At 42.0% G+C, this 22,321-nt stretch carries 24 protein-coding genes and 1 pseudogene; 14 read left to right on the forward strand and 11 right to left on the reverse strand.

All coding sequences use genetic code 11. The features are described 5' to 3' along the window. Window positions 1–148: 148 nt before the first annotated feature. The 4 genes from istB to ACH33_RS18980 all read right to left on the reverse strand — a co-directional run bounded on the left by istB (window position 149) and on the right by ACH33_RS18980 (window position 3,750). Window positions 149–904: an IS21-like element helper ATPase IstB gene (gene istB / locus ACH33_RS01190; protein ID WP_057897355.1), complete on the reverse strand. Its 756-nt coding sequence runs from the start codon at window positions 902–904 to the stop codon at window positions 149–151. Further along, window positions 901–2,109 carry an IS21 family transposase gene (istA, locus tag ACH33_RS01195; protein WP_057897356.1) on the reverse strand — a complete coding sequence of 403 codons (1,209 nt, stop codon included), beginning with the start codon at window positions 2,107–2,109 and terminating at the stop codon, window positions 901–903. Before istA ends, istB begins: the two co-directional genes overlap by 4 nt. Before the next feature lie 685 nt (window positions 2,110–2,794). After that, window positions 2,795–3,382 carry a hypothetical protein gene (locus ACH33_RS01200; protein ID WP_057897357.1) on the reverse strand — a complete coding sequence of 196 codons (588 nt, stop codon included), beginning with the start codon at window positions 3,380–3,382 and terminating at the stop codon, window positions 2,795–2,797. Between the two features lie 89 nt (window positions 3,383–3,471). Next, window positions 3,472–3,750, reverse strand: coding sequence for a hypothetical protein (locus ACH33_RS18980; protein WP_139184971.1), 279 nt, complete (start codon window positions 3,748–3,750; stop codon window positions 3,472–3,474). Between the two features lie 49 nt (window positions 3,751–3,799). Between ACH33_RS18980 and ACH33_RS01205 the strand changes: the two genes are divergently transcribed. The 3 genes from ACH33_RS01205 to ACH33_RS19940 all read left to right on the forward strand — a co-directional run bounded on the left by ACH33_RS01205 (window position 3,800) and on the right by ACH33_RS19940 (window position 4,700). Beyond that, window positions 3,800–4,111: a transposase gene (locus tag ACH33_RS01205; RefSeq protein WP_057897358.1), complete on the forward strand. Its 312-nt coding sequence runs from the start codon at window positions 3,800–3,802 to the stop codon at window positions 4,109–4,111. Window positions 4,112–4,281: 170 nt separating this feature from the next. Then, window positions 4,282–4,488, forward strand: coding sequence for a hypothetical protein (locus ACH33_RS19935; RefSeq protein ID WP_057897359.1), 207 nt, complete (start codon window positions 4,282–4,284; stop codon window positions 4,486–4,488). Further along, on the forward strand, window positions 4,485–4,700 hold the full coding sequence (locus tag ACH33_RS19940; protein ID WP_220559197.1) for an integrase core domain-containing protein: 216 nt from the start codon (window positions 4,485–4,487) through the stop codon (window positions 4,698–4,700). The genes ACH33_RS19935 and ACH33_RS19940 overlap by 4 nt, the downstream gene beginning before the upstream one ends. A 461-nt stretch (window positions 4,701–5,161) precedes the next feature. Here the strand turns inward: ACH33_RS19940 and ACH33_RS01215 are convergent, their stop codons facing one another. From ACH33_RS01215 to ACH33_RS19945, 5 genes are all read right to left on the reverse strand, one after another. Continuing rightward, window positions 5,162–5,356: a hypothetical protein gene (locus ACH33_RS01215; protein WP_057897360.1), complete on the reverse strand. Its 195-nt coding sequence runs from the start codon at window positions 5,354–5,356 to the stop codon at window positions 5,162–5,164. Between the two features lie 396 nt (window positions 5,357–5,752). Continuing rightward, complete coding sequence (locus tag ACH33_RS01220; protein WP_057897361.1) at window positions 5,753–6,988, reverse strand: IS110 family RNA-guided transposase; 1,236 nt, start codon at window positions 6,986–6,988, stop codon at window positions 5,753–5,755. Window positions 6,989–7,147: 159 nt separating this feature from the next. Next, window positions 7,148–7,924, reverse strand: coding sequence for a recombinase family protein (locus tag ACH33_RS01225; RefSeq protein ID WP_057897362.1), 777 nt, complete (start codon window positions 7,922–7,924; stop codon window positions 7,148–7,150). 508 nt (window positions 7,925–8,432) lie between these two features. Beyond that, window positions 8,433–8,783 carry a transposase gene (locus ACH33_RS01230; protein ID WP_006324125.1) on the reverse strand — a complete coding sequence of 117 codons (351 nt, stop codon included), beginning with the start codon at window positions 8,781–8,783 and terminating at the stop codon, window positions 8,433–8,435. Window positions 8,784–8,788: 5 nt separating this feature from the next. Next, a complete protein-coding gene (locus tag ACH33_RS19945) occupies window positions 8,789–9,895 on the reverse strand; it encodes a hypothetical protein (RefSeq protein WP_236781939.1) in 1,107 nt (368 codons plus the stop codon). 319 nt (window positions 9,896–10,214) lie between these two features. On the opposite strand from ACH33_RS19945, the gene ACH33_RS01240 reads away from it, so the two are divergent. From ACH33_RS01240 to ACH33_RS01250, 4 genes are all read left to right on the forward strand, one after another. Then, a complete protein-coding gene (locus ACH33_RS01240) occupies window positions 10,215–10,526 on the forward strand; it encodes a transposase (protein ID WP_057897358.1) in 312 nt (103 codons plus the stop codon). Window positions 10,527–10,696: 170 nt separating this feature from the next. Further along, a complete protein-coding gene (locus ACH33_RS19950) occupies window positions 10,697–10,903 on the forward strand; it encodes a hypothetical protein (RefSeq protein ID WP_057897359.1) in 207 nt (68 codons plus the stop codon). Beyond that, window positions 10,900–11,115, forward strand: coding sequence for an integrase core domain-containing protein (locus ACH33_RS19955; RefSeq protein ID WP_220559197.1), 216 nt, complete (start codon window positions 10,900–10,902; stop codon window positions 11,113–11,115). The genes ACH33_RS19950 and ACH33_RS19955 overlap by 4 nt, the downstream gene beginning before the upstream one ends. Window positions 11,116–11,452: 337 nt before the next feature. Continuing rightward, a complete protein-coding gene (locus ACH33_RS01250; RefSeq protein ID WP_057897363.1) occupies window positions 11,453–11,734 on the forward strand; it encodes a hypothetical protein in 282 nt (93 codons plus the stop codon). 1,339 nt (window positions 11,735–13,073) lie between these two features. On the opposite strand, the gene ACH33_RS01255 is transcribed toward ACH33_RS01250, so the two are convergent. Next, window positions 13,074–13,331 (reverse strand): hypothetical protein, encoded by a 258-nt coding sequence (locus ACH33_RS01255; RefSeq protein ID WP_057897364.1) that lies wholly within the window; start codon window positions 13,329–13,331, stop codon window positions 13,074–13,076. Window positions 13,332–13,399: 68 nt separating this feature from the next. After that, window positions 13,400–13,597 (reverse strand): hypothetical protein, encoded by a 198-nt coding sequence (locus tag ACH33_RS01260; protein WP_057897365.1) that lies wholly within the window; start codon window positions 13,595–13,597, stop codon window positions 13,400–13,402. Between the two features lie 501 nt (window positions 13,598–14,098). Between ACH33_RS01260 and ACH33_RS19785 the strand changes: the two genes are divergently transcribed. The 7 genes and pseudogenes from ACH33_RS19785 (at window position 14,099) to ACH33_RS01290 (ending at window position 22,312) form a co-directional block, all read left to right on the forward strand. Then, entirely contained in the window at window positions 14,099–14,251 is a 153-nt protein-coding gene (locus tag ACH33_RS19785) for a hypothetical protein (RefSeq protein WP_175493646.1), read from the forward strand. A gap of 485 nt (window positions 14,252–14,736) precedes the next feature. Continuing rightward, the gene (locus tag ACH33_RS01265) at window positions 14,737–16,866 is read left to right on the forward strand and encodes a (Fe-S)-binding protein (RefSeq protein WP_057897366.1); all 2,130 of its coding nucleotides are present in this window, start codon (window positions 14,737–14,739) and stop codon (window positions 16,864–16,866) included. A 209-nt stretch (window positions 16,867–17,075) separates the two neighbouring features. Further along, window positions 17,076–18,263: an acetyl-CoA C-acetyltransferase gene (locus ACH33_RS01270; protein WP_057897367.1), complete on the forward strand. Its 1,188-nt coding sequence runs from the start codon at window positions 17,076–17,078 to the stop codon at window positions 18,261–18,263. A 64-nt stretch (window positions 18,264–18,327) separates the two neighbouring features. Continuing rightward, window positions 18,328–18,945: pseudogene (locus ACH33_RS18990) on the forward strand (RNA-guided endonuclease TnpB family protein). 152 nt (window positions 18,946–19,097) lie between these two features. Then, the gene (locus ACH33_RS01280; RefSeq protein WP_057897368.1) at window positions 19,098–19,949 is read left to right on the forward strand and encodes a 3-hydroxybutyryl-CoA dehydrogenase; all 852 of its coding nucleotides are present in this window, start codon (window positions 19,098–19,100) and stop codon (window positions 19,947–19,949) included. Window positions 19,950–20,008: 59 nt separating this feature from the next. Continuing rightward, a complete protein-coding gene (locus ACH33_RS01285) occupies window positions 20,009–21,151 on the forward strand; it encodes an acyl-CoA dehydrogenase (RefSeq protein ID WP_057897369.1) in 1,143 nt (380 codons plus the stop codon). An 18-nt stretch (window positions 21,152–21,169) separates the two neighbouring features. Beyond that, window positions 21,170–22,312: an acyl-CoA dehydrogenase gene (locus ACH33_RS01290; protein WP_057897370.1), complete on the forward strand. Its 1,143-nt coding sequence runs from the start codon at window positions 21,170–21,172 to the stop codon at window positions 22,310–22,312. Window positions 22,313–22,321 lie beyond the last annotated feature (9 nt).

Raw genomic sequence — 22,321 nt, forward strand, 5'->3', positions numbered from 1 at the left:
TTCGTTTCCACAAACGAGTAAAGTGTAAAAAGGAAGCTGCTCTAGTCCGCAGGATTATTTCCAATAAAAGCAAGGTTATGACCTATTTTGTCAAGGCCGGCTATAACTTCCCCAAAATCGCCGTTTTAAAATTCCCCAGAAGGGCTCCTCACGAACCCTTCTGTTTTCGTGATGCAGCCTTCTTTTCCCGTAATCTGTAGCTTTCACCTTTCATGTTAAAGATACGAGAATGATGCAGAAGTCGATCCAACATCGCTGTCGCAATAACTGGATCTCCCAATACTTCTCCCCATTCACCAAATGACTTGTTGGAGGTCATGATGATAGAACCACGTTCATAGCGGCGAGAGATGACTTGAAAAAGATAGTGGGCACTTCCGTGCTCTAGATGCATATAACCCATCTCATCCACAATGAGTAAACTTGGCTTTACGAATGTGCGAAGCTTTTTCTCCAACTTTCCTTCTTGGTCCGCTTTTCGTAACTGGGAGATTAGCTCCTGTGCTGTAATGAAATATACCTTATGCCCTTGTCCAATTGCCTCAAGAGCGATGGAAACGGCAAGATGTGTTTTCCCAATGCCGGGAGGACCAAGAAAGATGAGGTTCTCTTTGTGTTTCAAGAATGAAAGGGTCATCAATTCTCGAATACGCCGTTCATCTACAGAAGTCTGCACAGAGAAGTCAAACTCGTCCAACGTTTTGCGAAACGGTAGTTTCGCCAACTTGAGTAACGTTTCCGTTGTACGTTGATGCTTCTGCGCAATTTCTGCTTCTAGAAGGCTGAATAAAAACGCAGAGTATGGTACATTATTCTTGGCAGCTTGTTCTGCTGCTTCCGACCACATATCGCATATGGTCGGTAAATTTAATCTTTGACAGTACTCTTCGATTTTCTCCATCATGACATCTCACCTCCGGTGAGCTCGTCATATTCAGAAAGCGAACGAGTATGTACCTCAAAATGAGAAGCGGGTTGAGAGCGGCCAACTCCAATGTCCTGTTTCTCATTTTGCTTTTGCGGAAGGAAAATCACGTTCTCGTGAAGCTGTTTGCACGAGATGCGCACTCCTTGATAGTAGGCTGTCACTTGTCCATCTAGGGACTCTTTGACCAGTATCTCTTTTTGTGAGTACTCTGGATCCACAATCCATTTCACGCCACGATAGGAGAACGTCCCGTCGAAATGCGTCTTGCGATAGGAACGATAACTTGTGTCATAGTCCGCTTTCTGGAGAATCGGCTGAAGCTTTTCTTCTGCCCAACGCTCTTGCGGAGAAACCCCTGTCGTATCGTTTTTCTTGCGGTTTCCAACGCGATCCAGCCATCGAAGAAGCTGTTGGTTCAGATCCTCTACCGAATCGTAAGATGTCCCTACATAGAATGAATTTATAATGTACTGAATGGCTCGCTCTACTTTGCCCTTTGTTTGAGCCCTGTAGGGCTTACAAGCCTTCGGAGTGAAGGAGTAGTAAGAGGCAAACTCCGCAAATCGTTCATTCCACTTCACCACACCTTGTTCCCGTCCATCTGTCACAGTCTTCATGTTGTCAAACAAGATATGTTGCGGAACACCGCCAAAATACTTGAAACTATGAATGAGACACTGCATCAAGTGCTCCTGGTCTTGAGACGTTGTCACTTCTGCATACTTCATTCTGGAGTATCCTAATACGGCAACGAACATTGTCAGCTTGACTGGTTCGCCATGTAGGATCACGGTGCCAATTTCTTTCCAGTCTACCTGCATCTGTTCTCCAGGCAACGTTTCATACCGTACGGTATACTTCGCTCTATGCGTATCCCGAAAGGGCTTGATGTAGTCTTTCAGGATCGTTCTTCCCCCTGTATAACCAAGGCTCTGGATTTCTCCATACAGTTTCTCGCTGTTAAACACACCATCTTCTATCATGCGTTTATGCAAGTAGTCTTTATAGCGGTCTAGTTTACTTCCTCGGCTCGTTCGTTTCTTTTTCAAAGGCGGGGAGTTTTCCCCAAGATACTTACGAACTGTTTTTCGATCAATCCCCAACTGCCGGGCAATGTCAGAGATAGACATTCCTTTCCGGTATAACTCCTTGATCATAAAAAATTCCCCTCTCGTAATCATGAACCATAGCTCCTCTCAGATGTCTATGGTTCTTATTGTAGGTTGGGGAATTTTATTCCGGCTATATTGGGGATTTTATCATCGGCTTTAACATATTTTTAGGGGTAGAAGTAGCATCTATTGATTTTGGGGCCATCTCCTTAGTAAAACGCTAATTTACCACGCTAGTCCTCGTTAGTAGCTTCTGTCGGCCTTAACGTGGTAAATCTGCGTTTTGCTGGTGCTATTTCTTTTTCACGCATGGCCCCAAAATGGACGAATGCTACCTCTACCCCTTTTACACGTATCTCGGTTGCGCTTTATGCAAATGTATCAAGTCACATACTAAACATTTGAAAGCAGAACAGGAATTTTTGTTTAGGTACTCCAACACCGTGTAAACACAATATATTGACCTCTTACTACTTCATGGCAATCATTCCTTTCTTGTTTATGCGTCTGCATCCCGACTGCATTTATCAACGCATTTTCCCTCCCAATAAAAAAGCCGCATCCAAAGGGAAGCGGCTATTTGATTTATTCGGTTGTCCTTAGTTTATCATGCTGTAATCTAGACAAGTAAAAAGTGTCGGAAGTGTCGGTTTTTAACACTCGTCGCGAGAAAGTTTTTTTGACTACAATAAATACATGAGTAAAAGTTGTAGTACCTATTTATCAAGGTGAACATTCGAATCAAAATATAATACTAATACTCATTGGTTATACTATGTAAATCGGAAATTCTAGAAATAAAGGAATCCTTCTTATCTTTAGAAAATAATATATGAACGTATAAACCATCCATATCCCTAACTAGTATATAATCGAGCTTTTTTAATAATATAATTGTTTCTGATAAACAAGATTGATTCGTGGGATAGAACTTTGCTAAATCAAAGGATACTTCTTCTTTTGGTGAGTATAACCAAATATCGTACTCATATTCTCCTTTCCAAGTATATTGAAGAAATTCCCAGAGTCTTTCTTTAGGAATCCTATATTGAAGAGTATGAATATGACCATAAGGTTCAATAGAATTTACGTGGTTCAGCAAGTCAAAATGAGATAAATCCTCACGTATTGTAACCATATCCTTATCTAGGCAAGAAATTACAAAAATATAGCTGTTTTCATTAAAAATCCTTTCCATAATAGTTACTAGTTTATTTATAGTTTTTTCATCCGATACTAGGTTACCTTGCTTATACCCAAAATCAATAGTAAGTACTTGTTGATCCTGAAAATTTGTAAAGTGACTAGGATAGTAAAAAATGGGTTGGTGTTCATTATTCATAATTTTTGATATGCCTCCTCTCCATGTAAACCGAAAATAGAATCATAGCACTTATACTATGATTCTACCATTTTTCCTATATTATTGATTTAAAAAGGCCATCCTGGAAAGGAAGGAATAGAAACTTTACCAAGATCGTTATGCGTGCTCATATTCGGTGCAATATGATAATGGAACCAGATTGATTTACCATCTGTTGGGTGATTCAAATATTTTGCATCCAAACGGAAAATTTGTTTTCCCTTATACGCAAGAGCAAAGACTGTATAATTATCTTCTGATTTATTTCTGTATGAACCAATAAAATCTAAACTATCATATTTTTTAATCAGTCCATCTCTCTTTAGCCCTCTAGAGAAGTTGGACACTAAGGGTGTATTTTGATTACACTTATAGTGACAGAGGGGGAAGACATCAATGACAAGAAGAAAGTATTCGATTGATTTCAAAAAACAAGTGGTGAAAGAAGCGAAAGAGACCGGTAATTTAGCAGCCGTTGCCCGCCGTTATGAGTTATCTGCTAACATGGTGGGGCGCTGGAAGCGAGAGTTCGAGAGCGGAAAACATGGAGAAATTGATTTCTCTATGGTTCCGGTCCTTGATGCCGAAGAAGTTGTGAAAGAAAACGAACAACTTAAACGGTTACTTGGCGAACAAGCATTAGAACTTGCGATTTTACGTGATTTGATAAAAAAGAAAAACCCTCACTTGCTGAAAAACTTGAAGTAGCGGAACGCTATATTCAGCAGGGCTATCCAAAACGGCTAGTCTTGCGTTTTGCCCGGATTCCACGCTCCACGTATTACTACCATCGAAAACGAAAAGGGCAGAACGTGGAACCAGTGAAAAGTGAGGGACGAGCCATACCGGGCTATTCCCTAAAGCAGGAGGGCACAAAAGTGTCCGATGAACAGATCAAAGAGAGGCAAAGGATGCGAGTCGTACGATACAACAGGCATTATTTAAACGGCAATTATTTGGAACAGATACGCTTCACGTTCTTCGTTCCGATAATGGCCCGCAGTTTACGTCTCATCATTTTACACAAGCATGTGAAACGTTTGGAATTGTTCATGAGCGTATTCCGCCACGAACACCGAATATGAATGGGCACATCGAAGCGTTTCATCGCATCCTGGAAGATGAATGTCTGGCACGTTATGAGTTTATGTCCTATGCAGAGGCGTATCAAGTTGTAACAGATATCCGCTTTTATAACGAGAGACGAATCCATTCGAGCATTTGCGATTTAGCTCCACAAGAGTTTTATGCGCTTCAAACAGAACGTAAGTTCGTAATTAGAGGAGTGCGAGTATAAGCGAGGAATTTTACGAAAAAGGATGAATAAGGTTGTTTGTGTCCAAGTAATGGGGGTTAATCCGATCTATCAACAATAGAAACGGTATGCAAAGTGTTAGACATCGACATTCAGGAGTTAATCGAGGTGGAGTAGTCCTCTTGTTCTAGTAATCGTTTTATGTACGTAAAAGTTGCGAAAAAATTTAAAGGCAGGGAGAAATCGAAGGTAGGGTTTTGAAGAATAGAAATGGTGGTAACTAATGATTTTGTGATTATTTTTAAAAGGTACATTACATTAAATAGGGCATACATTTTACAGTTGTTGTACGTCCTTTAAAATTCGTGAAAATATTATATAGGGCTTACGACCGTTATGTCTATTCTCTCAATAACAAGCGTTTTATTCGGCACTCCACCCCCTTAAAAACAAAAATCCTAGGAAGATTTTCTACTGTTTCTTCCTAGGATAAAATATGCCTCTTAATCCACTAAATCAGCGATATATAGAGGAAATTTACTTGATACTGCTTTTTTAAGACATTCCATATGACAGAACATCTGTTGTTCTTGTTGGATACTTTTATCTTTGTCCCAATTTGCAACTACAACTAATTCAGTAACATCTGAAATAATTTGTTCATCACAAAAACAACACTGATACGAGTTTTTCTCCATAAAATCACCTCCAACCATAGTTGTCTGATAGTCTATTTAGTGCTTTTTCACTAATGTTTTTTAATGAAGTAATTACACCATTCTCTCCTTCAACAATAACATTATACTTGCCATTAACCTGCTTTATAAATACTTGTGCACCATCTGATTGAGTTTTAATAATATCAGGTCTAAGTTTTAAGTCACTTATATCTTTTGGTGTAAATCCTCTTTCTATTAACCTCTCTGCTCCATGTTTAGTTGTATTTACAACACTTTGTATTTCATCTAAAGCTAGTTGTTCCTTTAATTTTTGGTATTGAGCAGCATTATGTGTAGGATTTCCTTTACCCTTAGGAAGTTCTAAACATGTACTTTATAAAAAAAGTGGCAGTTCAGTAACTACCACTCATTATATCAACTTACTTTGCTGTTAGGTATGTCAGGCATGATATAAGCGGTCTTATTCTTCATCATGCCATAAATAATATTTACCAGCCTTCTCATGATACAAACCAACGCTTGTCCTTTTGTTTTGCCTTCCTTTCGCTTGCGTTGGTAGTATTCATAAAATACAGGATTTCTTGGCTTTTTACTTTCTTTTGCCACTTGTATTTGTTGTATCGCTAATTGATAAAATAACGCATGTAACGTTCGATTGCCTTGTTTGCTTTTGTGGTCTTTTCCTTTTCCTCCAGAGCCAAAATGCACAGGCGCAATTCCCGCATAACGAGCAAGTTTATTGGCATTTGGAAAACGCTGAATATCTCCAATCTCGGCAACCAAGGCGGATGCTGTCACTACATCAATCCCCGGCATTGTCTCCAGTTGGTAATCGAGTAATTTCATTAATTTTCTTAGTTCTCCTTCGACCAATGCCATTTCCTGCTTTTTAAAGCGCAAATCTCTCACCATGCTTTGCACGAGGAAATCCCGTGTTTCTTGGTATTGTTTGGTGGTCGTTCCATCTGTTTTCACAAGTTCTAGTATTTCTTTTGCTTTCTTTCTTGAACAAGTGTTGTGGCTAACAGCTTGTAAAAAAGCAGTAAGCTCATCTATCCTTACTCCCTCTAAACACGATGGTGACGGATATCTTTCCCAAAATGCTAATGCTGTTTTTCCGTCTACTTCCGCAAAAAATTTCTTATAGCTGGGGTAATGATGGCTTAATTGTACATGAAGCTGGTTTTTCAGCGCCTCTTGGGCTTTCACAAGGGCGTTTCTTCTTGTGACTAGCTGTTTAATAGACCAATATACATCCTTTGGCTCTGCATCCGGCAAAAAATCTAGTTTGTTTACAAGAACTCTCGCTACACATTCCGCATCCCAGCTATCGCTTTTTTGCATCGTAGGATAACTATTACGTTCGGCATAAGACAAAGCGGGATTCACTTCTTTTACCATTTGCCCATGATCGACTAAAAACGTTGCCAATGCTCGTCCGTATCCACCAACGTCCTCTAAACCGAAGACCAGTGTCATATTCTCAGGTACTAATTGATGAACCTTGATGAAAAAATCCGTAAAAGCCGCGGGCTTATTTTCAAATTGAATCTCTCCTAATCTTTCATGCCAACAGTTGATGATAACCGCCGTATGATGGTGTTTATGTAAATCAATCCCCACGTAAATATGCCGTTGTTTGTGATGCATACATCCTCCCCCAATCCATTGAGTTTGATGATGACTCCCATGGCGGCAACCTTAGTTCGAGCGTTCACCTTCTGGTGCGCATTGGTACATCAGCCTGTCCATGGATGTATCATCTATACGGATATATAAGAAATTTCATGTATTTTTTAAGTGACCGCTTTAAAGAATGGCTTGGTGTTTCCCTTTCGCCTGTATGCATCCATAGGTATACATCCCTTTATAAAAGTCCTTTCGGTCTAAAATCCGTTTCACTTGTACTTTGGTAAAGGGCTTACCTTGTGTCGTCAAATGCCCTTCCTTGTTTAACACATCAGCAATTCGAGTAAAAGACCATGTAGGATGTTGCTCTCTTAACTCAAACACTCGTTGTACGGCTTTGGCTTTATCCTCGTCGACTCTTAACTCTTTTTCTCCCCTTAACTTCCTATAACCAAAAGTCGCTCTTCCTCCGGCATATCCTCCTTCTTTTGCTTTTTTATGCCGACCTTTCTTTAGTTTTAAAGCAATTTCCAATCGCTGATATTGGTCTAATAACTCCATTAGTCCATTGACTAATACATCACTTGGGTCTTTTTTGTAGATACTGTAATTTGGCTGTTCAATACTTTTAATATCCACCCCATACTTCTGTAACTCTCGATGAATCAACACTCTCACCATGTCAGAGCGCCACAACCGACTTGTGTTTAACACCACGACATACTTAATTTGGAAAGCAAAAAGGTGGGCTAACATCTCTTGTAAGCCCACCCTGTCCACTTCCAACGCTTCTTCATTCATTTTTGCCCCGCTGATTCCTTCATCTCTAAATATATGTATCAAATTCCAACCATGTTTTTCGCAATACGCTTGTATTTCCTCCTCTTGGTATTTCAAGCTATATCCATCTTTTGCTTGCCCCTGTGTCGAGACTCGTATATACCCGACAACATTCAATGTTACATCCCCCCGTTACGAAAATTACAATTTATGTAACGCTTGTTAACAATGACGAGTATTATACGACTGTCTCTAGTGAAAATACAATACAAAAGTAATTTGCCAGCTTTTTATTGTCACAGTCAGTTAAAAGTTTATACCCTCTTTCTCGCCACGAGAAAGCTTTCTCTCGTGTTTTAAAGCATACTCGAAGGGTATTAGTGTTGTTAATAGTTTCACCATGCATCACAGCCAAACTCATAGTAGGCGGAACCATTATGAAGTCTGAATTAAAATGTTGGTAAAAACGATATATAAATTTTCTCGTAATTGCACTTTATTATTTGATACATCTGTTAGTTTTAAAATAAAAACCTTGAAAGGCATAAAGCCAATCAAGGTAATATAATTTATTAGAAGCCTTCTTTTTGTTCCACTGATACATTGTATCTCAAATTCACAAATTACTTTAAAAGAAAGTTATAAATGGTATTTTAGCAAATACAAAATCGTATCTCTAAACTTGTTACCTATTCTCTTCATCATACTCCAAAAATAGGTCTTGTAAATCTCCATTAATTGGTTCATTATTATCGTTAATTGTCACTTTAAACTCAATATCCTCTTCTCCTATTGATACTACCCCATCTAACACCCCTAAAATATTAGATACAGCATCCACTTCTACTTGTTCGATTATTTTAAATAATATTTCTTTATTTTTATCTGATAGTTCTGAATAAAACATCAATGCTTCTTTCCAATAGGGGTCTGTAACTTCATTAATATCAGTATTATTGAATATATCTCGATAAAAATTACGATTTTCTTTTATAATTGACTGATGTAAAAGTTTAACAAACTCTTCTTTATTCATATATCTCATCTCCTTCTCATCTCTGGATACAATTGTTTATTTAATTCAATTAATTTTCGAAGTTGAGAATTAGGAATGTCTGGATATACTCTTCTTAATTCCATTATATCTCTTGCTAATAATTGTCTTACACTCTCAATTCCTTTTGAACTTCTCGAAACTATTCCCCTAGGACCTTTTCTTGTATGTCCAGCTTTTGGTACTAATATTGCTGGTGCATTATTTGGATCATAATTTCGAATGAATTTTTTCATAATTGCTTTTTGTCCAACATGATGTGCATCTAACCCCGGTACACCTTTTATTTCTTTATATAATCCTACATCATACTTACTAAATTTACCCGTCCCCTTAGTTGCATTCCCAGTGGATTGTTTCGGCTTCGGCGGTTGTAATGGCTGTTTCGCTTTATCCAATCTTTTTGTAATTTTAACCGTTTTATTGATGTTTTTGACAACCTTAAGTCTTCCTAAAAACAAATTTTCTAATGCTCCGCCTGCGGCTTTCACATCATCCATCGTCCATTTATTGTCTGTTAATGCGTCAAAATTCTCTTTTCCAACTAATTCCCTGGTTAAGGGTTTATAATTTGAAAGCGTAGCAAGCTCTTTGGCTCCGTGAGAAAAAGCAGGTTTGAACTCTCTTCCAAACTTCTTTAATCCAACTACCAGATCATCCATCATACTACGCTTTGGTGGAGGTGATGGGGAGACTGATTTTGGTTTTTGAATGGATTTTGGCTTCTGCAACTTTTTAATAGCGGAATTTTGTTTCTTTATCACCTCAGCCTTCATGATCTTCTTTAATTTGTAAATCTGTTCAATGGGCAATAGGTTGGTTGCGAGTTTTCTAGCGGAAGTGCATACCTTACCTAAGGTCTGAAAGGACTGAGTGAACCCTTTCCACAATTGTTTTGTAGCTTTTTCATAAGCTTTTATTTCTTTTAATTGCCTTCTTCCAGCCTTTGTTCTTTTTAATTTTTCCTCCTGCTTTTTCCTTCTCTTTTGATATTCTTTTTCCGCCCTGTTGAGTGATTTTTGAAAACTTTTTGAGTTCACAACACTTTTTCCGAGCCTATACATATCATATATATTTTTTAACGATCCAAACACTTCGTCTTCACTCTTTCTTTTTTTGAGTCGGACGTAAAGGAAATAAGTTACATATAATGCATGAATCGCCCAATATATACATATATTAACAATTTAAAATATTTTCCACCTAATTCATAGACCTATTTTTACAAATTATAGGATTATGCATAATTGATTATATTTACCCTTTACCATTCAACGATTATAAGTTTTGCAACACCATCGTAGACAGTAAAAAACTAGCTGAGCCACATAATAGCTCTTTAGCCCCCTAGAGAAGTTGGACACTAAGGGTGTATTTTGATTACACTTATAGTGACAGAGGGGGAAGGCATCAATGACAAGAAGAAAGTATTCGATTGATTTCAAAAAACAAGTGGTGAAAGAAGCGAAAGAGACCGGTAATTTAGCAGCCGTTGCCCGCCGTTATGAGTTATCTGCTAACATGGTGGGGCGCTGGAAGCGAGAGTTCGAGAGCGGAAAACATGGAGAAATTGATTTCTCTATGGTTCCGGTCCTTGATGCCGAAGAAGTTGTGAAAGAAAACGAACAACTTAAACGGTTACTTGGCGAACAAGCATTAGAACTTGCGATTTTACGTGATTTGATAAAAAAGAAAAACCCTCACTTGCTGAAAAACTTGAAGTAGCGGAACGCTATATTCAGCAGGGCTATCCAAAACGGCTAGTCTTGCGTTTTGCCCGGATTCCACGCTCCACGTATTACTACCATCGAAAACGAAAAGGGCAGAACGTGGAACCAGTGAAAAGTGAGGGACGAGCCATACCGGGCTATTCCCTAAAGCAGGAGGGCACAAAAGTGTCCGATGAACAGATCAAAGAGAGGCAAAGGATGCGAGTCGTACGATACAACAGGCATTATTTAAACGGCAATTATTTGGAACAGATACGCTTCACGTTCTTCGTTCCGATAATGGCCCGCAGTTTACGTCTCATCATTTTACACAAGCATGTGAAACGTTTGGAATTGTTCATGAGCGTATTCCGCCACGAACACCGAATATGAATGGGCACATCGAAGCGTTTCATCGCATCCTGGAAGATGAATGTCTGGCACGTTATGAGTTTATGTCCTATGCAGAGGCGTATCAAGTTGTAACAGATATCCGCTTTTATAACGAGAGACGAATCCATTCGAGCATTTGCGATTTAGCTCCACAAGAGTTTTATGCGCTTCAAACAGAACGTAAGTTCGTAATTAGAGGAGTGCGAGTATAAGCGAGGAATTTTACGAAAAAGGATGAATAAGGTTGTTTGTGTCCAAGTAATGGGGGTTAATCCGATTTCTTTTTAAGAATAGCCTTGTAAATAGAAATAGATGGTTTGATAACGTCCATACACTCGTATATCTTTTGTTGTTTTCATCAATGCAAGCAAGGCTTGAATTTCATTTTGACGTGAATCAATCATCTGGTTTCTCTCCGTTCGTTTGAATTTTCAATAAAAAATATTTACCAGGCCAGAAAAAATATTTACCAGCCAAATTCCGGTTTCATGTATGTTAAAGTGGAATAGGAGTTAGCAACAACAATTTTTAGTTTAGGAGTGAAGAAAATTGAAAAAGTTACTAGCAGCCGTTACTATTCTTGGTGCATCCCTACTAACATTTGATGTGGGAAGTGCAAGTGCAGCAAATTGCCCATTCAAAACTGGATTCCAAAACCCAGCTACTAACGCTGTAGCACAACAACCAAAATTCGCTAACTGCGGACGATTTGGAAAGTTATTCCAATCATTATTTGGTAATAATGCTCAAACTGCACCTGCACAGCAGTTTAACTTCCCTACTCAACAGTTAAACCTGCCTGTTCAGCCATCTAACTGCCCGTTCAAGTAAGAGGTAGTATTCTTACTTGCCTTTATGCGGATTTCCAGCTTACGCAAATTCTTTAACGTATCATAGCGGATATAAATCGTAAATGAAATTGGAAAACCGGATAAAGACAGAAATGAACTTACATGTAGTATGTACAGTGAAGAGATACACATTCGATCAAAATCGTCTAACAAAAACAATAACAAGCCATGTGATTCAGTAACCGATACACAATAAATGAAGGAGTATATCTTCACTTATTGTGTATTTTCTTTTACACTTTGACGGAGTAAAGTAGAGGATACATGTTTATAGATGGATGGAGGGTTATGCAAAAAATTTCCCGACCCCAAAGGAGCAGCTCTATATGGGTGATTACTCGAATTAAGAATGGAAAACAACAGATGGGATATTTTAAGGTACCTAATAGAAATAAAAAAGGCAAAAAATACACTGGGCCTGTGCTTCTTGCGAATGAATTAGTTTGTTACCGTTGATTGTAAAACGGTGGATTAAGGAATATAAATCTGGATACATCCAATAATCTCTGTTATCTAAAAAACCCTTATCCAAAGGAGATAAGGGTCGCTACGAGGGACTATCCTATTTTTGCATTACTTTATGATATGGGTAAGCTTCCGTTTTGATTACTTTTTTCGGGATTTTAGCTTCTTACGTCCGATAATGTCAATTATGGCGCGACAAGAAAGTCGCTTTTTATACAGTGCAACGTCGATTCAGTCGATATGTTGCTAGCCTAGTCGCAAGGGCTATCTCCGCCCGAAACAACGTGCTGTATCGCAAAATGTTGTCTTACGATACAAGGAAAAAGAAGGTTTGAGTTGTATATATAAGTTGAAAGGCTCACGTATGGTTCTGAGGGGAGAAAGGGGCAGTGATGCCCCCGACTTACCCGACTAAAGGATCACTTTTGGACAGCGAAAAGTGATCCGTGGTAATTCTGCTGCTACATGACGAACAACGGAATTCTGCTCTACCTATTAGTCACATGCACATGCGATAATAACTAAAAGGATAAAGAGAACAAGAATAACTCCAATTTCTCGTCTCTCACCACAAAAACTCATACAATTCCCTCCCATGTACAATGGATTGAATTACGTTTCATACTATGTAGATGGGTACAGACAAGTGTTAGGTTACTGCCTTTATTCAGAAATTTATTTTATGCTTACTATTTTTGTGCTATTGTTCTGTTTCTTATTGATGTCTTCTTAATGGAATTAAAGCAGGAATAGAGCGGCAATGAGAGCTAGAGGTATCGCAATAAATCCAAAGTGTCTACGACCAAACGAGTTTATTTTTACCATACCAGCTGCTTTTTTGGTTTTAGGCACAGCTAAATAAACATGTCCATCATCCACTTTTTGAATATATCCTTTGTAGATTTGTGATTATCTTTGGTTTTTATTTTTACTTGTTTAGATATGTTTTTTTCAAAAACACTGTGTATCCTTTGTATATTTGGTTTTTTTGTACCCATTCCTTTACTTCCCCCCAACATGTAGATTCCCTCTATCATATGCTCGTCCTTTATCTTTGTTATGGACAAGTGTTCAGTCCACTTATTTTTGGATGTACGTCCGATAATCGTCATATAGTAAACTCACCAACACCAAAAAACCGTAATTCGGTCAAATCGGCTAAAATCCGGGTTTTTGCCTTTCAGGAAATTTTAACCTTGTGTACAGTTTGTAGAGTGTGATCAAGTTTTTCAAGAATCTTCTCTGCTAATCCATCTATTTTATTTCTTATATTATTTTTTAAATCATTTTGACCAGCTTCAAGTGTTTCCATCCGTTTTTCAAGTCTGCTTTGGACCTCTCTAAGTGACTGTAACTCAGAAAGAATTTTCTTCAACATTTTTCCATTTTTCGTCCCTCGCCTCAATTTTTTTGTTATTTTATCACGAAGTCAGTGATAATGGACGGGTAACAAATTCATCTTTTTTGAATGATAATATTTTTAGGACAAGTAAATGGGACGCAACAAACCCTTATCGTACCGTCGTTTCTTAACTGTCTCATTATAACCGTACCTTACTGATACGAAATTGCATTGACAACGCCTTAGAGTAGGAAAAACAGGCTTCTTTCATGCCAAAATGATCTTAGCGTATATTTTCATTAAAAAGTTAGCGATACCCCAACTACCAATCAAACATAATAAACGCAGATACTCGTGCTAAATAAAAAAACAGGGAGTTCCCCTGCTACTTAAACTAATTTATATATCCATAGTGGTATATATTGAATAAAAATAAAACTCGCCAAGACTAAACCCGCGAGGTTCGATAAGACAGGAACTAATCCCTCCTACCCTAAACCTTTTGGTGTATACAAGTACATCGCAAACCTGTCCGGTTTGCGGGGCGAAAAAGAACGTGCGTGGTGCGGCTATACCCAACATCGGGACATTCACGGTGCGGCGAATCTACTGTCCAAAGTGTTGTATGAAAACCGGATTCAGTCCTTGCCGTTTGAAATTCAGAAACCCACGTATCTACGGATCGCCTAAGCGAGAAGTAGTAGATGGTTTGTTTCGACCCACGCCCGTAAGGGTGTGTTGCTGAATGATTTCCCTCGCAGACGGCACGTGTCTGTGAGATCAGCGACAACCTGCTGATCGCCTGTTCTATCGAGGTGGCTCGTTCAGAAACCTCCACTTCATGTACTACTATTCACTTGTAAAAAACTGCCTAATCAGCACCCGTGACATATGCTTTCTTTTCATGAGTAAACGGGGAAACAATCGTGAGACGTGTGCCAAGCGTTGCTTTTTCTATGTAGCAAAGCGACCTTTTTTTCAGTTTTATTACATTTTTCTATCTAGCGGAAATTTATAAAAAGAGGTAGAATACTCACTAAAGGAGTGGATTTTTTATTTTTCGCGAAATATATTCTGACTGAATAGTCATTCATAATTTGAGTGAAACATGCTATGATAGAATAAACAATTTTCCGTACAGTCAGAATAATTTCGGCGAAGGAGAGGAGAAACAAATGAATGTATTGTCGCTAGTTAACCTCATTGCGTTTTTTGCGGTCGTAGGTTATGCAGTATACTTGTTTGCGCACCTGGTGTACAGCCGCATCACCTACATGAAGCTTGGCCGCCCGGCGGACTTGCGCGAAGACGCGACACGCAGCCTGAATGCGTTTTGGGTCAACGTTTTTGGACAGAAGAAGCTGTTAAAGGATTCCAAAAGCGGTGTGATGCATATTGTCTTGTTCTACGGCTTTCTGCTTGTGCAGTTTGGAGCCATTGATTTAATTTGGAAAGGACTAAAGCCGGGTTCACATCTGCCGTTCGGTTCGGCATATCCGTATTTTCTTTTATTCCAGGAAGTCGTTGTTACGGCTATTCTTATCGCCATTTTTTATGCATGGTATCGTCGGAATGTTGAGAAATTAAAGCGCTTAAAACGAGGTTGGAAAGCGAACCTTGTTGTCTGGCTCATTACGATTCTCATGGTGAGTACGTTGCTTTCCGAAGGAATGGAAATCATCTGGTTACATCCGGATGAGATCGGCTTCCGCTCGACGCAACCGATCGCTTCCAGTCTTGCAGTGTTGTTTGCAGGCATCGGTTCGACGGCAGCAGGTGCGGCGTTCTATGTGTTCTGGTGGATTCATTTGCTTACGCTCTTATTCTTCCTGGTATACATTCCACAGGGCAAGCACGCCCATCTGATATTTGCGCCGTATAACTGGCTGGTGAAAGACAAAACACGCCCGCCGGGAAGATTGAGCACCATCGACTTTGAGAAGCTGGAAGAAGAAGGTGCGGAAGAGTTCGGCGTCGGACGAATCGAGAATTTCACGCGAACGCAATTGATTGACTTGTATGCCTGTGTCGAGTGCGGGCGATGCACCAGCATGTGTCCAGCCGCAGGAACGGGCAAGACGCTGTCACCGATGGATCTAATCACTAAAATGCGGGATCACCTAACGGAAAAAGGGGCGGCGATCACGGGACGTACACCGTGGATGCCGGCCGGGTTGTTTAAAGAGTCGAAAGGTAACGTGCTAGCGATGCAGGCGCGTGAAGCCGGAGCCGGACAAGCCAGCAGTGAGGTGGCCGCTACGACGGAAGGGACGGCCGCACTGAAAATCGACTATGATGTGCAGCTTATCGGGGATGTGATCACGGAAGAAGAACTGTGGGCTTGTACGACGTGCCGCAACTGTGAAGACCAGTGCCCGGTCGCCAACGAACATGTAGGTCATATCATCGATATGCGCCGCTATCTTGTGATGACAGAAGGCCGCATGCCGTCCGATGCGCAGCGTGCGCTGAGCAACATCGAGCGCCAGAGCAATCCATGGGGGATTAACCGCAAGGATCGGATCAAATGGCGCGAAGGCATGGAAGAGCTGGTGCCAACCGTCAAAGAAACGGATGACTTTGAATATTTATTCTTTGTTGGTTCGATGGGTTCGTTTGATAATCGGAGCATCAAACTTACGCAATCCTTTGTGCGTGTGATGCACAAAGCGGGCATCAAGTTCGCGATTCTTGGCAATGAAGAGAAGAACTCTGGCGACACGCCGCGCCGCCTCGGCAATGAGCTGTTGTTCCAGGAGCTGGCAATGGAAAATATCGCGAACTTCCAGAAATACGGCGTGAAGAAAATCGTTACGATGGACCCGCATGCCTACAATACATTCAAGAACGAGTATCCGGAATTCGGTCTGGAAGGCGTGGAAGTGTACCACCATACCGAACTGTTGGCGAAATGGATCAAAGACGGCCGCCTGAAGCCGACCAAAGAAGTCAAGGAACGCATAACCTACCACGACTCCTGTTACCTGGGCCGCTACAACGAAGTGTACGATGCACCGCGCGAAATTCTATCAGCCATTCCTGGCGTCGAGATCGTGGAGATGGAACGTTCCGGCTGTGACAGTATGTGCTGCGGTGCCGGTGGCGGAATGATGTGGCAGGAAGAGCATCAAGGCACCCGCGTTAACATCGCGCGTACCGAACAGGCGCTGGCGGTAAATCCGACTACAATCGGAAGTGCGTGTCCGTACTGCTTGACGATGTTATCTGACGGTACGAAAGCGAAAGAAGTGGAAGACAAAGTGCAAACTTTGGATATGGTAGAGATTTTAGAAAAATCATTATAAATTACTCTTTTTAATTTTTGTGAATATTGATAAGATGGAAGGAGAAGGAATAAAGACCCGGCAGTCGAACTGCCGGGTACGTTTCCGCGATCAAACTGACCGAGCAATCGCTCAAATTAGGATACCGGAAATTTTTCTGCTTCTTACTTGTTTTCACGAAAGCATATGAATGTATCAATACGTAGAGATATAAGGAGGCGCAAAACAAGATGAGAAAATCCGTAATCGTAAGTGCGGCCCGGACTCCATTTGGTAAATTTGGTGGTAGCCTTTCCTCGCTGCAAGCGGTTGAGCTTGGAGGCATTGTGATTAAAGAGGCCGTAAAACGCGCTGGAATCTCTCCCGATATGGTCGATGAAGTTATCATGGGCATGGTGCTGCAAGGAGGAGCAGGACAAATCCCTTCTCGCCAGGCGGCGCGCAAGGCAGGATTGCCCTGGGAAGTACAGACGGAGACGATTAACAAAGTATGTGCATCCGGCCTGCGCAGCGTAACGTTAGCCGATCAGATCATTCGTGCCCAAGATGCGGACATTATCGTTGCGGGCGGCATGGAGAGCATGAGCAACGCACCGTATGCTTTGCCAAACACGCGTTGGGGCATGCGCATGGGGGATGGCAAACTGGTGGACTTGATGCTTAGGGATGGGTTAACCGACGCGTACGATGGCAAGCATATGGCAGTACACGGCAGCAATGTAGCCGCAGAATACAAAATTACGCGCGAGGAACAGGATAAGTGGGCGCTCCGCAGTCAGCAGCGTGCGGCGGCGGCGATAAAAGCTGGCAGGCTGAAAGAGGAAATTGTACCGGTGGAAGTGCCTCAGCGCAAAGGCGATCCGGTTATCGTCGAGCAGGATGAAGCACCGCGTGAGACGAGCCTTGAGCAACTACAGAATCTGCCTCCTGTATTTACAAAAGACGGTACAATTACGGCCGGCAATGCGCCAGGCGTAAATGATGGAGCAGGCGCTATGGTTGTTATGTCTGACGAAAAAGCGAAAGAGCTTGGTATTAAGCCGCTGGCGACGATTCTTGGGCATGCGGCCGTCGGACAAGAAGCCCCGTATATCGCGACCACGCCGGGCCTCGCGATTAATAAATTGCTTAAGAAAACCGGTTATACAATTGACCAGATCGATTTGTTTGAAGTGAATGAAGCGTTTGCAGCCGTTGTGCTTACAAGCCAGAAAATTGCTGGATGGGACCCGGAAAAAGTAAATGTCAACGGAGGAGCCATCGCGTTTGGCCATCCGATTGGTGCAAGCGGAGCCCGTATCTTAATGACGTTGATTTACGAATTGCGACGTCGCGGCGGCGGTCTCGGCATTGCCGCAATTTGTTCCGGCGCGGCGCAAGGTGACGCGATTCTGGTGGAAGTTCAGGCTGCCAAATAATTTTTTATGATTTAGCCGAGAACACTCGTAACTTCAGTCATGAGATGAATGGGCTTTTGTTTCGTTGTTAGTAGAAACAGACGTACAACCATTGCCGAAAACAAACAGCGAAGTTGGAATTGATGTTGGACTCAAAGAATTTGCTGTTCTTTCGACAGGAGAAGTGTTTGAAAATCCGAAATTTCTGCGCAATATGGAACAAAAACTTAAACGCGCTCAACGCATTCTTTCCCGACGTGTGAAAGGTTCTTCAAATTGGAATAAGCAACGGATGAAGGTTGCCCGAATCCATGAACGTATTGCAAATGCTCGAGAAGACTACTTGCAAAAGATTTCAACCAACGCATATTGTCAAAAACCACGACATGATTGCGATTGAAGATTTGCAAGTGTCTAATATGATGAAGATCATAAACTTGCCAAAGCGATTAGTGAAGTGTCTTGGTATCAATTCAGAACGATGCTTGAATACAAAGCAAAGTGGTATGGTCGCACTGTTGTTGCCATAGGCAAAACCTTTGCTTCCTCTCAGATCTGTTCATGTTGCGGATACCAAAACAAAGAAGTTAAAAATCTTACCTTGCGACAATGGGAATGCCCGGAATGCAATACTTCCCATGACCGCGATGTAAACGCAAGTTTGAATATTCTTGCCGAAGGCAAAAGACGACTATCTGCATAATTGCAGGAACTGCGGAGATAGCTTGGGGTACATCATGTACTAATTCTGCTCGGTAGAGCGGGCTAGTCAAGAATCTCGTGGCTTTAGCCATGAGAGGTTCAAAACAAAATCTAACCATACTATGAAGGAATTTAAAAAAGGGGTGGAGATGCATGGAAGTCAAAAAATTTATGGTTGTCGGCGCAGGTCAGATGGGAAGCGGTATCGCTCAGGTAGCAGCACAGGCGGGTCTGGAAGTTGTGCTGCACGACATTCAAGAAGAGTTTGTAAACCGTGGCCTTGGCGTCATTACAAAAAATCTGACCCGTGATGTGGAGAAAGGACGTAAAACAGAAGCAGAAAAGCAAGCGATCTTAGCGCGTATTAAGCCTTCTACTGATTTGAACCATGCAAAAGATGTTGATTTCGTTGTGGAAGCGGTTGTCGAAAATATGAACATCAAAACCGAGATTTTTAAGCAACTGGATGAAATCGCGCCAGAGCACGCCATTCTGGCAAGTAATACATCTTCGCTCCCCATTACGGAAATTGCAGCGGTAACTAAACGGCCAGAGAAAGTGATTGGCATGCACTTCATGAACCCGGTACCGGTTATGAAGCTAGTAGAAGTTATCCGTGGTTTGGCGACTTCCGATGAGACGTACCGTATAGTGGCCGAACTATCTGAGAAGATGCAGAAAGTAGCGGTGGAAGTTAATGATTTCCCGGGCTTTGTATCCAACCGCGTACTGATGCCGATGATTAACGAAGCGATTTACTGCGTATATGAGGGCGTGGCGACACCGGAAGCGATTGATGAAGTAATGAAGCTTGGTATGAACCATCCGATGGGGCCTCTAACACTGGCCGACTTTATCGGCTTGGATACATGTCTATATATCATGGAAGTGCTTCATGAAGGATTTGGCGATTCCAAATATCGTCCGTGCCCGTTGCTTCGCAAATATGTAAAAGCGGGATGGCTAGGCCGCAAATCCGGACGTGGATTCTATGTATATGAGTAAATAAGGGAAATACAACAGCAAACATAAAGTAAAGAGAACAGGAGTTAGGAGGAGAAACCATGCATTTGCAGTTTACAGAAGAGCAGGAAATGATGCGTCGTATGGTGCGTGATTTTGCTCGTGAAGTGATCGCGCCGCAGGTAGAAAAAATGGAAGAAACCGATGAATTCCCGCTCGAGCTCATCCGCAAAATGGGCGAATACGGCTTGATGGGAATTCCAGTGGCAGAGGAGTGGGGTGGCTCGGCAGCGGATTTTGTCTCTTACATCATTGCCATTCATGAGATTTCCAAAGTCAGCCCGACCGTTGGCGTTATTCTGTCCGTTCATACATCGGTAGGCACGAATCCGATCCTTTATTTTGGAAGCGAGGAACAGAAGAAAAAATACGTACCGAAGTTGGCTTCTGGACAATATATTGGCGCGTTTGCACTTACAGAACCGAATGCCGGCTCCGATGCGGCAAGTATACGGACGTCTGCGGTGAAAAAGGGTGACAAGTATATCCTGAATGGTTCGAAAATATTTATTACAAACGGCGGTGTAGCAGACACTTATATAACATTCGCTGTCACCGATCCGTCGAAAGGGCCCAAAGGAATCTCTGCTTTTATCGTAGAAAAGGATACGCCGGGATTTCAGGTAGGCAAAAAAGAAAAGAAAATGGGCCTTCAAGGTTCTAATACGACAGAACTCATTTTTGACAATGCCGAAGTGCCAGCCGAAAACTTGCTTGGTGAAGAAGGCATGGGCTTTACGATTGCGATGGCAAACCTGGATGTGGGTCGCATCGGCATTGCAGCGCAAGGTCTAGGGATTGCAGAAGGTGCGTTTGAACACGCGCTCGCGTACGCAAAAGAGCGTCATCAATTCGGCAAACCGATTGCTGCACAACAGGCGATTGCATTTAAGCTGGCCGACATGGCGACCCAAATTGAAGCGTCCCGCATGCTTGTATACCGTGCGGCTTCTCTGCGTAACCAGGGTATTAAGTGTGGGATGGAAGCCTCTATGGCCAAGCGTTTCGCGACGGATACTGCAATGAAAGTGGCGACAGAAGCTGTGCAGATTTTTGGCGGCTATGGCTATACACGCGAATATCCTGTAGAGCGCTATTTCCGTGACGCCAAAGTTACGCAAATTTATGAGGGAACCAACCAGATTCAACGCATTGTAATTTCCAAACACTTGTTAAATAAATAATAAAGGGAGTGGAGACGCATGGATTTTCAACTATCTGAAGAACACAAAATGATACGCAAAATGGTGCGCGAGTTTGCGGAAAACGAGTTGGCTGACAAAGCTGCGGAACGCGACGAAGCGGAACGTTTCGACATGGAAGTGTTTGATAAGCTGGCTGAGTTGGGACTTACCGGAATTCCCTGGGATGAAAAATACGGCGGCGCAGGTTTCGATTATTTAAGCTATGTGATCGCGGTGGAGGAGCTGTCCCGGGTTGATGCTTCCGTCGGCGTTACCTTATCCGCGCATACTTCGCTGGCGAGCTGGCCGATTTACAAATTTGGTACGGAAGAACAAAAGCAAAAATATCTTCGCCCGCTTGCGGAAGGCAAAAGCATGGGGGCGTATTGTTTGACGGAGCCGGGGTCGGGTTCCGATGCAGCTGGCATGAAGACAACAGCGAAGAAAGATGGCGATCACTATATCCTGAATGGCAGCAAAATTTTCATTACCAATGGTGGCCTGGCGGATATCTATATCGTATTTGCAGCGACCACGCCGGAGTTGAAGCATAAAGGCCAAACGGCGTTTATCGTCACGAAAGATATGCCAGGGTTCAAAGTCGGCAAAAAAGAAAAGAAACTGGGTATCCGCTCTTCTGCGACAACTGAGGTCATTTTCGAAGATTGCCGCGTTCCGGCGGAAAATGTGCTTGGCCAAGAAGGTCAGGGTTTTAAGATTGCAATGATGACCCTGGACGGCGGCCGTAACGGTATTGCAGCGCAGGCTGTGGGAATTGCGGACGGTGCGCTGACGCACGCGCTTGCGTACGCGAAGGAACGTCATCAGTTCGGCAAACCGATTGCCGCGCAGCAGGCAATTGCGTTCAAGCTGGCTGATATGGCGACAAAAGTTGAAGCAGCGCGTCTGTTGACATATCAAGCGGCATATTTGGAAGACAACAGCTTGCCATACGGCAAAGCATCGGCGATGGCAAAGCTATTCGCGGGCGATATTGCAATGGAAGTGACGACAGACGCCGTGCAAATTTTCGGCGGCTATGGTTACACGCGTGAATATCCGGTCGAACGTTTTATGCGCGATGCGAAGATTACGCAAATCTATGAAGGAACAAACGAAATCCAGCGTCTTGTTATCTCGAACTATCTGCTTAAAGACTAAGGATGTGAA

Origin of the sequence: Aneurinibacillus sp. XH2, assembly GCF_001439585.2 — a bacterium.
In the GTDB taxonomy this organism is placed as follows: Bacteria; Bacillota; Bacilli; order Aneurinibacillales; family Aneurinibacillaceae; genus Aneurinibacillus; species Aneurinibacillus thermoaerophilus.

Excerpts from the sequence above, each read along its gene's own strand:
- ACH33_RS01290 (WP_057897370.1), top strand. The coding sequence starts at position 21,170 with ATGGATTTTCAACTATCTGAAGAACACAAAATGATACGCAAAATGGTG.
- istB (WP_057897355.1), bottom strand. The coding sequence starts at position 904 with ATGATGGAGAAAATCGAAGAGTACTGTCAAAGATTAAATTTACCGACC.
- ACH33_RS01240 (WP_057897358.1), top strand. The coding sequence starts at position 10,215 with ATGACAAGAAGAAAGTATTCGATTGATTTCAAAAAACAAGTGGTGAAA.
- ACH33_RS01260 (WP_057897365.1), bottom strand. The coding sequence starts at position 13,597 with ATGTTGAAGAAAATTCTTTCTGAGTTACAGTCACTTAGAGAGGTCCAA.
- ACH33_RS01285 (WP_057897369.1), top strand. The coding sequence starts at position 20,009 with ATGCATTTGCAGTTTACAGAAGAGCAGGAAATGATGCGTCGTATGGTG.
- ACH33_RS01200 (WP_057897357.1), bottom strand. The coding sequence starts at position 3,382 with ATGAATAATGAACACCAACCCATTTTTTACTATCCTAGTCACTTTACA.
- ACH33_RS01230 (WP_006324125.1), bottom strand. The coding sequence starts at position 8,783 with ATGAATAAAGAAGAGTTTGTTAAACTTTTACATCAGTCAATTATAAAA.
- ACH33_RS01280 (WP_057897368.1), top strand. The coding sequence starts at position 19,098 with ATGGAAGTCAAAAAATTTATGGTTGTCGGCGCAGGTCAGATGGGAAGC.
- ACH33_RS01205 (WP_057897358.1), top strand. The coding sequence starts at position 3,800 with ATGACAAGAAGAAAGTATTCGATTGATTTCAAAAAACAAGTGGTGAAA.
- ACH33_RS19955 (WP_220559197.1), top strand. The coding sequence starts at position 10,900 with ATGAATGGGCACATCGAAGCGTTTCATCGCATCCTGGAAGATGAATGT.
- istA (WP_057897356.1), bottom strand. The coding sequence starts at position 2,109 with ATGATTACGAGAGGGGAATTTTTTATGATCAAGGAGTTATACCGGAAA.
- ACH33_RS19940 (WP_220559197.1), top strand. The coding sequence starts at position 4,485 with ATGAATGGGCACATCGAAGCGTTTCATCGCATCCTGGAAGATGAATGT.
- ACH33_RS01215 (WP_057897360.1), bottom strand. The coding sequence starts at position 5,356 with ATGGAGAAAAACTCGTATCAGTGTTGTTTTTGTGATGAACAAATTATT.
- ACH33_RS01270 (WP_057897367.1), top strand. The coding sequence starts at position 17,076 with ATGAGAAAATCCGTAATCGTAAGTGCGGCCCGGACTCCATTTGGTAAA.
- ACH33_RS01220 (WP_057897361.1), bottom strand. The coding sequence starts at position 6,988 with ATGCATCACAAACAACGGCATATTTACGTGGGGATTGATTTACATAAA.
- ACH33_RS01265 (WP_057897366.1), top strand. The coding sequence starts at position 14,737 with ATGAATGTATTGTCGCTAGTTAACCTCATTGCGTTTTTTGCGGTCGTA.
- ACH33_RS01255 (WP_057897364.1), bottom strand. The coding sequence starts at position 13,331 with ATGACGATTATCGGACGTACATCCAAAAATAAGTGGACTGAACACTTG.